General features: G+C 62.5%; 7 protein-coding genes. 5 read left to right on the top strand and 2 right to left on the bottom strand.

The features are described 5' to 3' along the window. Positions 1-183: 183 nt before the first annotated feature. Positions 184-2,718: an ATP-binding protein gene (locus tag ACGYLO_RS06920; protein ID WP_271689999.1), complete on the bottom strand. Its 2,535-nt coding sequence runs from the start codon at positions 2,716-2,718 to the stop codon at positions 184-186. A 78-nt stretch (positions 2,719-2,796) separates the two neighbouring features. Then, complete coding sequence (locus ACGYLO_RS06925) at positions 2,797-3,279, bottom strand: molybdopterin-dependent oxidoreductase (protein ID WP_209218349.1); 483 nt, start codon at positions 3,277-3,279, stop codon at positions 2,797-2,799. A 251-nt stretch (positions 3,280-3,530) separates the two neighbouring features. On the opposite strand from ACGYLO_RS06925, the gene ACGYLO_RS06930 reads away from it, so the two are divergent. From ACGYLO_RS06930 to ACGYLO_RS06950, 5 genes are all read left to right on the top strand, one after another. Further along, positions 3,531-4,151 carry a response regulator transcription factor gene (locus tag ACGYLO_RS06930; protein ID WP_067267389.1) on the top strand — a complete coding sequence of 207 codons (621 nt, stop codon included), beginning with the start codon at positions 3,531-3,533 and terminating at the stop codon, positions 4,149-4,151. A gap of 417 nt (positions 4,152-4,568) precedes the next feature. Further along, a complete protein-coding gene (locus tag ACGYLO_RS06935) occupies positions 4,569-5,081 on the top strand; it encodes a hypothetical protein (RefSeq protein WP_271688264.1) in 513 nt (170 codons plus the stop codon). A 58-nt stretch (positions 5,082-5,139) separates the two neighbouring features. Further along, entirely contained in the window at positions 5,140-7,773 is a 2,634-nt protein-coding gene (locus ACGYLO_RS06940; protein WP_271688265.1) for an NEW3 domain-containing protein, read from the top strand. A 118-nt stretch (positions 7,774-7,891) separates the two neighbouring features. Beyond that, the gene (locus tag ACGYLO_RS06945; protein WP_271688266.1) at positions 7,892-13,633 is read left to right on the top strand and encodes a hypothetical protein; all 5,742 of its coding nucleotides are present in this window, start codon (positions 7,892-7,894) and stop codon (positions 13,631-13,633) included. A 225-nt stretch (positions 13,634-13,858) separates the two neighbouring features. Then, positions 13,859-14,587, top strand: a complete 729-nt coding sequence (locus ACGYLO_RS06950; protein ID WP_271688268.1) for a hypothetical protein — start codon at positions 13,859-13,861, stop codon at positions 14,585-14,587. Positions 14,588-14,645: the final 58 nt, after the last annotated feature.

Below are 14,645 nucleotides of genomic sequence, written 5' to 3' on the forward strand. Positions count from 1 at the left end.
GAAATGAACCGGTTGCCAGCTTGGGACGCGGTCATTGGTCTGGTCAATGACGCCTTCGTGCAGACCCGTCTATCGGCGGGCATAACTAACTATAGGTCGCGCATCGGATCGTTGCATCTGGGCGGGGGTATAATCGGACTAATCTTAAGGATAGGTTTCCGCCGCCCCGCCCAAGCAGATTTGTCAGAGGTCAAGCTGCGCCTTCATCGCCGCCAGCGTCGCGTCGCAGGTGGCGGGCAAAGCCTCAGCCAGCGCGCGGGCCTCTTCGCCCTTGTCGGTCTTGCAGGCGGTCTCGATCTCTTTGAGCAGCCCGTGCAGCCGGTCGGCGCCGAGCATGCCGCACATCCCGGCCATGGCATGGGCGCGGGCCTGTAGGTCAGGCAGAGCATCGGCTGCCATCAGGTCAGGCAGATCGGTCGCGACTTGTTGGTCGAGCTTTTCCACCCGCTCGCGCAATTTCTCCGCGCCCAGCAGGTCGAGCAGATCCGCGATTTGTTGTTCGTTCAATAGGGGCCGTTTCGCGGATTTCGCCTGTACCGATGACTGGGCGCTGGCCAAACGCTCAGGCAGAGCCTGCTCCGGCATGACCGCGCGCCCCGAAAGCTCGCGCAGCTTGGCGCGTAGTACCTTCATATCCAACGGCTTTTGCATGAACCCCGACATCCCGACGGCGCTGAACTCCGCCCGTTCTTTCGGCATCGCATGGGCGGTCACGGCGATGATCGGTGTTTCGCGGTTGGGGCCCTCGCCGGAGAGAATCGCCTTGGTCGCCTGAATGCCATTCACCTCGGGCATGGAGATATCCATGAGGATCGCATCGAAGGGCGCATCTCCGGCCAGTTCGATCGCCTCGCGCCCGCCGGTGGCGAGGGTGACGTCATGGCCAATCTTCTCAAGCATCGCCTTGATCAGCTCGCGGTTGATCTCATTGTCGTCCACCAGCAGAAGGTTGAGCCGCTGAGCCGCCGCGGGTTCGGCGCGCTTTTGCGGGTCGGGCGCCGCATCGCTGTCGATCTCGGCCAGATCGGCAAGCTCTACCGGCAGGCGCAGGGTGAAACATGTCCCCTCGCCCACGGTCGACTCGCAGGTGATCTCACCCCCCAGACGTTTGACCAGACGGCGCACGATCCCGAGCCCCAGACCGGTGCCCCCAGTGCGGCGCTCATAGCGGCTGTCGAGCGAGACAAAATCTTCGAAAATACGGTCGATATCCCCCGCCGGAATGCCGGAGCCGTCATCTTCGACCTGCAGGTGGAACGCTTCTCCCTCGCCCGCGGGTTTGGCGAACCACCCGCGCAGGGTCACATCGCCGCCGGGGCTGAACTTGATCGCGTTGCTTAAAAGGTTGACCAAAATCTGCTGGATCGCCCGCGGGTCCGTAACGATGGCCTTGTCGTCTAGCTGGGTCAGATCAAGATGCAGCCGGGTGCCCCCGGCCTCGGCCAGAGGGTCCATCGTGTTGATAATTCCCGCCATCAGCACGGTCATGTCACAGGTCTGACGCACCTGTTCATAGGTTCCCGCCTCACTGCGCTCAATGGCCAGCACGTCATTGATATGGCCCAACAAAATCTCGCCCGAGGTCATCGCCGCATCGAGATAGCGCTTTTGCTCATCATCAAGCCGGTCATCTTGCAGCAGTTGCAAAGCCGAGATCACACCATTGAGCGGCGTGCGCATTTCGTGGCTCATCATGGCGAAGAAACGCGACTTTTCCTGATAGGCGTCAAGTGCTTCATCCCGCGCGGCGATGATCTCGGCCTCGCGGAGGCGCTTTTCGGTGATGTCCCGAATATAGGCGATAAAGAGCGACCCCTGCCCCATGGGCGATTGCGACACGGACATCTCAACCGGGAAAATGCGCCCGGCGTGGTCGATCATCTCAAACTCGCGGCGGCCCTTGTCGGCGACCTCCGTCTCGCCAGTGATGCGGAACCTCTCAAGCCTCTCGCGGTGCATCCTGCGGTCAGCCGGGGGGATCAACAGGCTGATATAGTCCCTGCCCTTCGCCGCCTCATGGGTGATGCCAAAGATCTCTTCGGCGGAGCCGTTGAAATCTTCGATCTCCCCCCGCTCATTGATGACGACGATGGCGTCGAGCGATGCCTGAAGGGTGGTCGCAAGGCGCAGGTGGTTTTCTTCGACCAGTTGCGATGTGCGATTCAACCGGCTGGCCTGCCGCGAGAGGCGATAAACCGCCCCGACCAAGGCAAGGGTGACGATCAAGACGATCGCCGCCATCACCTCGATCAGCCGCACGATCTCATGGCGTTCGTTTTGGGACAGCTCGCTGGCAATGGCGATGGAGGCGAGGGCAATCTCGCGGGGCACGTCTTCGATGCTGCGCAACATGGCGTCGATATCGTCCAATGCCGCGATCAGTTCGGCGTCGGACCCGTCAATCGCAGGCAGGAACCCGTCCAGCAGGGCCCGTAACTCACGAATCTTCGGTTTGGCCTTTGCGTTGTTGCGCACCCGTTCGGCCAACAGAACGCGGCTATAGAAGATGTCGAATCGTTTGCGGAACTCATCCAGCGCCTCTGGCGTGGCGGATTTCGCCTCAGTCAAGGCGCGGTCAGTCTTCAGGAATTCGATCTCGATCTGCGTGAAGACCCATTCAGCGTGGTCTTGCTGCGCGCTGTCGAGCGCCTGAATCCGGTCCCAGACGTTATAGGCCAGATAGGCGGCGATGCTCATCCCCAGCACGAGGATAAGCATCAAGACCTGTCGGCTTCTTGCGCGCGCGGGCCCGAATTTTCCTGCGTCGTTCATCCAAGCCCTCTGCGCCATTGTCAGTTACTCGACACTAATTCGGTCAAGCTGCCAGATCGACCGGCTGTAGACCAGTTCCGTCTGATAGGCGATGTCGCTGTCATAGGGGTAGACCACCCAAAGCGGCCCCTTGTCCCGGCGCGACATCTCCTCGCCATTGGTATGGTAGGCGATGATCGGCCCATCTTCGACGGCGTCGGACATCGGGATTTCCACCGCATAGTCATTGATCGCCGTCGCGGTGATGGTGCCCTCTTCGACGTTCAGCGTCTCGAAGAGGTCTTTCAGCGACACGCCTTCGAATGCCTGCGTGCCATCGGTCCAGATCGTCGTCGTCTCAAAGCTAGAGACAGGCATGGATTTGAGATCTGAGAGGGTGAAGCTATGGGTTTCCTCGGCCAGCGTCACTTCGAGCACGGCCTCTTCGTCTTGGGCGGCAACCGCCGACGCAAGGCCCAAAGAGAGGGCAGCCGCGGTGATGGTCTTGCTGAGGTACTGAAAGGTCATGTCAAATTTCCTTATCTGGCGTTGTGACCTAACCATACCCTGCCCGAATGACAGGCGCGAAGGCGCAGAAGCGCATCCCCCCTATACCAAAGGATAGGTGCGCCTGTCCCCGCGCGGCCCGCATTGCCATACCAAAGGATAGCGGCGCATGCCTTTGCCCCCCTTTCCCCTTGGGCTTTCATCTTTCTTTTGAAACGGGCACACTCTACCAATTAGAGAACGCCGGCCATTTTGGCTTCAGGAGATCTATTATGTCTTTGCGTATTTTAATTGCCGATGATCACGACATGGTCCGAGAGACCATCGCCATGTTTCTTGATGCCGATGGGGCCACCGTCACCGAAGCGGCGAGCGATCTGGCCGGAGCGCTGGACAAGATCAAATCAGAGCCGCCCTACGATCTGGTGCTGCTGGATTATACGATGCCCGGCATGAAGGGCTTGCAGGGTCTGCAAACCGTTCTTGATATCAATGAGGGTCGCCCGGTCGGGCTGATCTCCGGCACCGCCACTCGGCTCATTGCCGAACAGGCGCTCGAAATGGGGGCGATCGGCTTTCTGCCCAAGACGCTGCCCGCCAAGTCACTGGTCAACGCGGTGCGTTTCATGGCGGCGGGAGAGACCTATGCCCCGGTCACCTTCATGTCGGGCAAGGACAATCCCGAAGAGACGGATTTCGAGAAATCCCTGTCCGAGCGGGAGCGCCAGGTGCTGCGCGGATTGATGAACGCGCAGTCTAACAAAGAGATCGCCCGCGACCTCGATCTGCAGGAAGTGACGATCAAACTGCATGTCAAAACACTTTGCCGAAAACTGGACGCAAAGAATCGTACCGATGCGGCAATCATTGCGCGCGACGCGGGCTTCGTTTGAGGCCCGTTTCACACCCCTGAACCACCCCCGGCATCGGCCCAGGGCGTGCGCTGTAGCGCCCCCGATTTCCCCCTGAGCGTAAACCATAATCGCCCGCCTCGTGCGGGCGTTTTTGCGTTCGGCCTATAGCGGCCCGGGACGAATCAAAGATTCGGAAGCCCCATTTTTCCCAGCAAAATTAACCATCTGCGGAGCCCGCGCCCGGCCCCATTTCCGCGCCAAATGATAGGCCGCGGCGCGACCTGATAGGGCCACCTATCCTTTCGGCTAAGCGCCTGACCACAGGCTCAGCGAGTTAACCGTTCGCTCAGATGATATCGGTATCCGGTTCCCCGAAGATGAGAACAGGACAACGCAATGAGCGTGTCCGTTCATTGCAATCGCCGGCTCTTCACCGGCCAACAAGGGAACTACTAGATGCGTATCCATATCTCCCAATTATCCAAGACACTCATCGCGAGTACGGCTTTGTCGATCGCGGGTTTCGCGGCTGCCGCCGACGCGCTCACGAGCGAATTCTCCTTCCGCGTGGTGGAAACCAACGCCGAGGGCGAAGAAGTCCTCGTTGAGCGTGAGACGGTCCGCCCGGGCGAGGTCATCTCTTATGAGCTGCGTCACCAGAACATGACCGACGGCGCCATGGAAGGTCTCGTCATCGCCGCACCGGTCCCCGAGGGCGTCTCTATCACATTGGGTGCCGAAGTGACCTCTGTCGCCGCGGTCTTTGAAGTCCAGGCCGAGATGGACCCCGAACAGGAAGGGCTGGAATGGTCCACCGTTCCCGCCATCCGCAAGGTCGTCGATGCCGATGGCAACATGACCGAAGAGCCGCTCCCTGAAGAGGCTGTCGCCGCCGTGCGCTGGACCCTCTCCGAACCGCTCGAAGCAGGCGATTCCGCCTTCAACAGCTACCGCGTGCGCCTGAACTAATCCCGGCGCCTCTCTCTCCACTCTCTCTCCAACTACTATAGAACTAGGGAATATTAACGTGAAACACCAAACAACCTTCCTGCGCTCCGTAAGCGCCGTTGCTCTGACCGCCGTGATCGGCACTGTCGCTTTCGCGGCGCCCGAAGCGGGCTCTGTCATCGGCAACCAAGCCGTGGCGACCTATACCAACGCCGCGGGCGACACGATCACGGTAACCTCCAACACCGTTGAGACAGTCGTTCAGCAAGTTGCCGGCGTCACCCTGACCTCCGACAACACCGAAACCATCGCCCCCGGCGGTAAGGCGTTCCTGCCGCACATCATCACCAACGATGGTAACGGCCCGGATGCCTTCGCACTGACCGCGTTTGAGACCAACAGCGGCACGCTCGACACCTCGCAGCTGGTCTTCTACCCCGACGCCAACATGGACGGCGTGGCCGATAGCGCCACCCCGCTGACCGAGACACCGACCCTCGCCCCCGGTGAGCAATTCGGCATCGTGATCGAAGCCTCCGTCGCCTCCACGGCCACCGGTTCCGACACGATCACCGTGACGGCGGCCTCGACCCTCGACGGCACCGTGCTGAGCACCAACACAGACACGCTGACAATCTCCAACGACGCGATTGTCGAGTTGGTCAAATCGATGACCGCGGACCCGGCTTCGGGCGGCAACCCCAATATCATCGACGCAGGCGATACGGTAACGATCACGCTGACCTACTCCAGCACCGGTCTGGCCGCGGCCAACAACTACTCTGTGCAGGACGTGCTTGATGGCCGCCTGACCTATGTGCCCGGCTCGGCCCGTTGGTCTGACTCCGCCACACCGCTGGACGATAACAACGGCTCCACTGTGGTCGACACGACAAACGGCTCTGGCGAGACCATCGCTTGGGACTATGACGACGCGCAGAACGTCAACTTCCTGATCTCCTCTGTCGGTTCTGGCCGCTCGGGTGAGGTGACCTTCCGTGCCGTGATCGCGGATACCGCCAACGCGGGCATCATTACCAACGTGGCGACCCAGGACGTTGACGGCGTGGCCTTCCCGCCATCGAACACCGCCTCTGTCACCGTCGACAACCAATATGCGGTTGCGGTTGCTGATACGGCGATCAACTCCAACGGCACGGCCAACCCGGCGATTGCCTCGACCACCGACGATGACGCGGCCAACAACGATGTCGTCACGGAATCCGGCGATGTCTATCAGGGCGGCACGATCCGTCAGGAATTCGTGCTGACCAACCTCTCCAACAGCCCGGACAGCCTGACCCTCGACGTGACCAATGGCGACTTCCCGGCTGGCACCACCTTCCGCTTTGTGGGCGCCGACGGCATTACACCGGTGGTCGGCTCTGTCGGACCCCTGGGTATCGGTGACAGCGCCAAGGTGACCTTGATCGCCACATTGCCAACCGATGTCGCACCGACAGCCACCACCAACTACACCGCCGTCATCACAACGACCTCGGACAACTCCGGCGTCAGCGATGTGTCGACCGCCGAATTCACCGGCGCGGTTCTTGCGGCTTCGGTCGATCTTGAGAACGCCGTGATCGGCTCCGAAGGCGATGGCGCGGCACCGACGAACGGTGGCAACCCATGGGTCACCCAGTCGACAGACCCGGGCGCACCGGTTGTCTTTGAGATGCTGGTCGAAAACAACGGCCCCACCTCGGACAGCTTCAACCTGTCGCTGGATCAGGCCCTGCCCGCAGGCTGGACGGTTGAGTTCCAGCTGCCCGACGGCTCGATCGTGTCGAACACCGGCACCATCCCCGCAGGCGCATCGCAGGCCATCCGCGCCGTGATCACGCCAGCCGATGGCGCTCTGCCGGGTGACACGCTGGTCGACGTCGCGGTCGTCTCTTCCGTCTCGGGTCAAGGTGACCGGATCGTCAACCAAGTCACGGTCAATGAAATCTATGACGTGAAGATCATCGAGGACCAAAGCGCGCAGGCTTCGCCGGGTGGTATCGTGGACATCCTCCACACCATCTCGAACGAAGGGAACGTGGCCATCACGGAGGCGTCGATCACGCAATCGGGTCTGACCAACTTCTCCGGCGCGATCTTCTGGGATCAGAACGGCAACGGTGTGATCGATCCGTCCGAACCGGTGATCGACAACTTCAATGACCTGACCGACGGCGTCTCGCCGGGTGTGAACGGACTTGCCCCGGGCGACAGCATCTCGCTGATCTACCGTGTGCAAACGCCTTCGACAGCCACCCAAGGTGTGTCCGAAGTCGGCACCATCACCATCAACAACACGTTGAACGGTGTCGGGACCGATATCGACCAGACCAACAACGCCGTCGAAGACCGCGTGGTCATCATCTCGGGCGATGTCACACTGAGCAAGTATCAGTACATCGACGCGGGCTGCGATGGCACCGTGGGCACCTTCACCAAGACGCGTCTTGATGTCGAGCCCGGCCAGTGCATCCGCTACATGGTCGAAGCCGAGAACACAGGTGCCTCTGCGGCGGACAATGTGATCATCACGGACGCGGCCCCGGCCTATACCGCGATCACGGACTGTGGCGGCGCCTGCCCTGAAAGCCTGTTCCCGGGCACCAGCACGGCCACCGTCACCTCGACCAACGTATCGAGCACGCATGGCAGCATCCTTCCCGGCGGCTTCGCCCGGGTAGAGTTCACCGTGCGGGTCGACGACTAAGCGACCTCTCGGGCGCCCCCGGGCTGAGCGATGCTCTCCCGGGGGCGCCCCCTCCTCCCCCGTTTCCGTCTCCCCCATTTTTCACGCCCTTCCCAGGGATCGCAACAGGAGCAAGCTGATGCGCAGTTTCCTTATGTCTAAAGCCCGCCCGGCTCTGGCCCTGATCAGCGCCTCCGCACTGGGCCTGAGCCTTCTGCCCCAGACCGCCGCCGCCGCCCCGGCCCCCGGTGGGTCTTTCATCCGCAACGTGGCAGAAGTCAGCTATTTCAACACCTCCCTTGGCATCATGGAACGCGTCTTCTCGAACCCGGTACGGGCCGAAGTCGCCGCGGTTCCCGGGCTCGAAGTGACCGGCTACTCCGACCTTCTGCTGACCCGCGGTGCCTTTGGCCGCTACCATTTCGACGTCATCAACAGCGGCAACGTGCCGCTTTCCACATCGGTCAGCATCGGCGAGCAAGGCAGCGCCAGAATGATGTCGCGCCAATCGCTCTTCCCTGACCTGAACGGCAACGGCCTGATCGACACCGAAGACCGCGCCTTCGATATGTCCGCGCCCTTCATGCTCGCCGTGGGCGAGCGGTTGCAGCTGATCTATGAGTTCCGCATCTCCGCCGAGACCCCCGTAAGCACCCAATTCGCCAGCATGTTGACCGCATCTGCCGTGACCGAGGATGGCCAAAGCCTGACCGACGACGCCATGGGCGTCTCGCGGGTTGAGGAAGGCGGGCTCGAAGTCTCGAAAGAGCAGGTCGTCGCCGAGAGTGACGCGGGCGCGCTCATCACCTACACCCTGCGGCTGCGCAACGATTCCGAGCGGGACGCCTTTGGCTACCCCGAGATCGAAGGCCAGCCAATCGTGATCGACGGCACGCCCCGGACCGGTGTCTTGCTGCGCGATGCGATCCCGCGGAACACCGTGTTCCACGCGGTGCAGGATTCGGGCACCATGACCGCGCTGGTTCATATGCGCGGCGCGCCTGACCACCACTACGTCAGCGTCGCCCCCGCCGGGCTTTCCCACGACGTGGATGCGGTGGCCTTCTTTCATGAGGGCGACTACGCCGTCGGCCATGCGACCGATCCCAGCTTCTCGGTGCGCGTGCCTGCCGACTTGGGCAAGGTGGAGGTGCAGAACACCGCCTCGGCCTTTTACAACAACCAAGAAAGCACCCTGCTGCTGACCTCCAACACCGTGGTCTATGACCGCGATACAGAGACGGTCGGCACCTTGGTCTTTGAACACCCCCAGACCGGCGCGGACCAGCCCTATGGCACGCCGGGCAGCGACACCCGCCTGCGCCTCACCTCGGGCGCCTGCAACATCAGCACCGAAGTCGACAGCACGGCGGTGACGATCCGCAGCATGCTGACCGGCGATGTGGAAACCATCATCGCGACCGAGACCGGGGCCAACACCGGTGTCTTCCTCACCCCCGCCCTGCCGATGGCGCAGATGTCGCCCGCCGTTGCCGGGGATCAGGTCATGGCCACCGACTTTGGCGATAGCTTCAGCGCGACAGCCTCTTGCGACAGCGCGGTGCTTGAGGACGATCTGATGATCAACCCCGGCAACTTTCTGTTCAACTCCGTCACCAACGCCCCGATTGACGGCGTGGCCGTCGCGCTTGTCGATGCCCGTTCGGGCAACGAAATGGCCCGCACCCAGACCGACCAGCGCGGCTTTTTCACCTTCTCCGAAATGCCCGAAGGCGACTACCGCTATGCCGTGATGGACGCGCCCGCATGGATCTTCCCTTCCGCGCGTCTGGACTATGCCGGTATGGGCCGCAATGTGATGGATGCCGGTTGGGGCCGCGCATTCAAACACGCAGGCGGCGCATTGTTCGTCTCCGACATCCCGGTTGATCCGAATTATGGCACGCCGCTGGCGCTGGACAAAGCCGCCGACCTCGACCGCGTGGGTCACGGTGAATTCGTCACCTACACGTTGAGCTTCACCAACAACATGCATCAAGCGCTGATCGGCGGCGAAATCCTCGACCGGCCCGCCTATGGTGTGAACCTCGTGCCCGGCACGGTCACCCTCAACGGAGAGCCGCTGGACGACCCGCAAGAGATCGGCAATGGCGATCTGCGCTTTGACGTGGGCATGCTTGAACCGCTGTCGAGCCATGAGCTGTCCTATGTGATGCAATTCTCTGCCGCCGCCCGCGAAGGCCGCAACGAGAACAGCGCGATCCTGTCGGGCCGCCAAGCGGGCACCGGGACGCTGCAACAATCGCAGACCGCACGCGCCATGGTCCGGCTCGACAATTCGGGCGGTGTCTTTGCGCGCCAAGGCACCGTGCTGGGCGCTGTCTTCATGGATTGCAACGGCAACGGTCTGCGCGACCGCGTTGAGGATGAACCCGGCATTCCCGGCGTGCGCATCGTGACCCAGGAAGGGCTCTTTGTGGTGACCGATATCAATGGCGCCTATTCGCTCAACGGCATGCGTCCGGTGACCCATGCCTTCCTCGTGCAGCCCGAAACCCTTCCCGCCGGAACCGCGGTGCAGGTGACCCGCACCAACGATCTGCGCCGGGGTGGCTCGCGCATCGTGCCGCTGAAGAAGGGCGAGTTGCGGACCGAGAACTTTGCCGTGGCCCAATGCACCCCCGAAGCGCTTGAAGAAGTTGGCAAACGCCGCGACCATTTCGCTGGCAAACGTCAGACCCCCGGCATGAATGCAGCCGATCTACCGATCGACGGCCAGCGCAGCAGCACCCGCTCCGTGCGCGGTGAGGCTGGCATCGCCACCACCACCCAGCTGACCCCCGGCATGATCGCGGCACAAAGCGAAGAGGCCGGGCGTGAACCCTCCTCTGTCGCGCAAGCGGCCCGTGCCTCGGCCCAGCGTCAATCGCTCGACAGCATGATCCAGAACCTCGATAGCGCGCCGGGCTTTGTCGACTTTGCCGAAGACACCGCCGTCACCCGCGCCACACAGAACATCCGGATCAAGGGCAAGGCCGATCTCACGCTGTCGCTTTTGGTGAACGGGCGCGAGCTGGGCGGCGACCGGGTGGGCGAACGCACCAATCTGGCGAAAAACAATGTGCAGGCGCTGGAATATGTGGCCGTGAAACTGGCCTCGGGCGAGAATGTGCTGACACTGGTGGGCCGTGACGGTTTCGGCATCGAACGTGTCCGCAAAGAGCTGCGCCTGACCGCCCCCGGCAAACCTGCCCGGATCGAGATCCTGATGCCGGAAACCGCTTCGGCCAATCCCGCCTCGGTGGTGCCGGTCGTGGTGCGCGTACTTGACGCCGGGGGCCGCCCGGTGCCCGCCTCGGGCACCGTGACCCTCGCCGCTCGCCGGTCGCTTTGGGATGTGACCGACATCCGCAGCAGCGCGCCCGGCGTGCAGGCCTATCTCGACAATGGCGAAGCGACCTTCAACCTGATCCCGCCGCAGGCCTCCGGCCCCGATCTGATCACCGTGCGCTCCTCCTTTGGCGAGGCCGAGGCGCGGGTGACCTTCACCCCCGACCTGAACGAACGTGTGCTGATCGGTGTGATCGAAGGCGCGGTTTCGCTGAGCGGGGATGCAGGTAACGTCATCGAAGAAGACCGCATCAGCGCTTTCGAAGACACGACAACCGGGATCCGGGGTGAGCTGTACCTCAAAGGGGTGATCCGTGGCGATGCCCTGCTGACTCTGCGCTACAGCTCGGACCGCGACACCGAAGACAGCCTGTTCCGCGACATCCGGGGCGAGGAATACTACCCCGTCTACGGCGACAGTTCCGAGCGCGGTGCCGATGCGCAATCTTCGTCGAACCTCTTCGTCAAAGTGGAAAAAGGCCGCTCCTACGTGCTCTACGGCGATATCGCCATCGCGCCTGAGGCCAGCGCGCTGAAACTGGGCGGCCTGCAACGTGTCGCCACCGGCGCCAAGGGCCATTGGGAGAACGACCGCGTTTCGGTCACCGTCTTCGCCGCCCGGACAGCGCAGGAGCAGCAGATTCAGGAAATCCGCGGGCGCGGCGTCTCTGGCCCCTATGACCTTGACCTGAGCGGCTATGTGCAAGGGTCCGAACGGGTGGAGATCCTCGTGCGGGACGAAGACGGCGGCGATATCCTGTCGGCCACGCCCCTGCTGCGCGGCACTGACTATCTGCTCGACTTCTTCCGCAACACCATCACCTTCGACAGCCCGGTGCGCCAGTTCGACCTTGACGGCAACCCCGTGTCGATCCGCGTGACCTATGAGGTTGAGGCCGAGGGCGCCGAAGCCTATTGGCTCTATGGCGGTGAGGTGAACTATGCCCTGTCCGAGCGGACCTCTGTGGGCGCCCGTGCGGTCCATGCCGACGCCCCCTTGGGCAACGCGGCCCGCCAGCGGATGCACTCTGCCTACCTCCAGCACGAAGACCGCCAAGGCGGGCTGTGGGAGGCCGAGGTGGCCCGGTCGGAGAACGCCATGGGCGACAAGGACAACGCTGCACGCCTGTCCTATGAGCTGAAGACCGAAACCCGCCACTTCGCTTTCGAGGCGATCCACACGGGCCGCGACTTCTACGCTCAAGGCGGGTTGGCCCGCCCCGGCACCACCCAGATCCGCCTGAGCTATGGCGAAGAGATCGACCGGCGCAGCGACATCGCCTTCGGCGCGGAATACACCCGCGACCGGATCAACGACAGCACGCGGCTGACCGTGGACGCGATCTATTCCCGGCATCTGAGCAAGACCCTGCGCGGCGAGATCGGCCTTGAGTACAGCCGGGACCGCACCGCCAGCGGCAGCGAGACCGACACCGCCCTGATCCTCGGCGCGCATTGGACCCCAGCGGCCCGCCCCGGCACCGTGATCGAGGCCAAGCTGCGCGCCCCGCTCAGCGGTGACGCTCCCACCGAACTGACCCTCGGCCTTTACGACGAGCCCAAGAACGGCTGGCGCGTCTATAACGAGATCGAGCTTCAGTTCGGCAGCGACGCTCTGGTCACCCGCGCGGCCTATGGGTTCACCTATACGATGAACGAATGGGTCACCGGCCGGACCGAGATGACCAAGGCCAGCGGCACCAGCGACACCACCATGGTTCAGGGCCTGTCGGTCGATTGGGACATCAACGAAAGCACCAATCTGCGCGCCGATCTTGAGCATTCGCGCAACCTTGAGACCAATGACGGGGAGCTCACCTCCTTCGCCATCGGCACAAGCTGGGAATCGGCGGATGGTGACTGGGTCGGTGATGCCGAGCTGGAAACCACATGGGAAGAGAGCGGCCAAACCCACTACGCCAGCTTCGGCATCGCGGGCAATGTCACCCCTGACCTGACCGTTCTGGCCCGCAGCCGTGCCGCGCTCGACCGCCGCGAGGGCGAAGACTCCCGCCGCATGCGCACCCGCATCGGCGCGGCCTATCGCCCCAAGGATAACGCGCGCCTCGATGTGCTGGCTTGGTACGAGCACCGGCTGGAAGAAAAACACACCAGCACGGAAACGCATCTGTGGTCGGTTGACGCGAATTACGAGATCGACGCCGACCTGCGGATCAACGGCAAATATGCCGGCCAGTACCAGAAGATCGGCACCAATGCCGGCGCGCGGGCCAATACCACCACGCAGTTGATCCAAGGCGGTCTGAACTACGAATTCGGCGACGACCGTTTCCAACTCGGCCTCAACGCCACGTATCTGTGGGACAGCGAGGGCAACTCTTCCAACGGGATCGGCGCCGAGTTTGGCTTCACCCCGCGCGAAGGTGTCCTGCTGGCGCTCGGCTACAACAAGGCCCGTGGCCGGGTGGCAGGGCAAAGCAGCCTCTATGACGAAGGGTTCTATTTCCGGTTCAACCTGCTGTTGGACAACTCACTCTGGACCCAGTTCGACCAATTCCTCGGGAGCTGACCGGGAGACTCAGCCCCGAGGGAGAGCCACGTTCCAAGCGCATCTGGAACGTGGCTCATTTCTCTTTCAGAGCGCTGCGGCGCTCCAAAGTCGACCCGGCCTATTCCAAGCGCCGGGCCGACTATCCTTTCGAGACGCTAACTAGCTGTCCGCATTAATGAAATATCGATTTTAGAGGCGCATGATCAGAGACAATGCAAACCTCCAGCCCGATGGGAAACTCCGATGAAAAAGCTCGCTGCCAGCACTGCCTTTTGCCTGATCGCCGCCACCCTCTCCGGCGCGGCAAATGCTAATGATTTCGCCCGTTTCGACAGCCGCAAGATCGCCGTCACCGGCCTGAACTTCGCCCTGTCGCCCTCCGCCTCGGATGCGCGGATTCACCTCAACCGGGCCATGATCCAGACGCCGGTTAAACATGCACAGGCCCCCCGCAAACTGACCCTGCCCCCGCGCGGCGGCCCATCGGCGGCGGTGCGCCATGTCATCGCCTCTGCCGAGGCGGGCGCGAAAGGCTATGACGCGGTGCAGCATGGGGCGCGGATCAAGCCGCCCAAGCGCCCCACAAGCATGACCATCGACGAAATCTATCGCTGGATCAAGGCGACCCCCGGCCAGCCCCATGCCATCGGGCGCTACCAGTTCATCCCCAACACTTTGAAAACGCTCGTCGCCGAAGCGGGGCTAAGCCAAAGCGACCGGTTTACCCCACAGGTTCAAGACCTGCTGGCCGATCTATTGCTCGAAGATGCGGGATTCACCCCCTTTATGAAAGGCAAGATCAGCCGCCATCGTTTCATGGAAAACCTCGCCCGCATCTGGGCCGGGCTGCCCACTTCGACGGGCCGGTCCTATTATCACGGCCATGCGGGCAACCGGGCTGTCATCACCTGGAACGAATTCGACAGCCATATGAAAAGCATCTTTGAAAACACGGCACGCGGCACCTCCTGACCGCGCGCCTCACTCTTTTCTCTCTCCCTCTCTCCGTCTCCCTCCAGGCCAAAGCGCG

Origin of the sequence: Sulfitobacter sp. 1A13353, assembly GCF_043557255.1 — a bacterium.
Taxonomy (GTDB): Bacteria; Pseudomonadota; Alphaproteobacteria; order Rhodobacterales; family Rhodobacteraceae; genus Sulfitobacter; species Sulfitobacter faviae.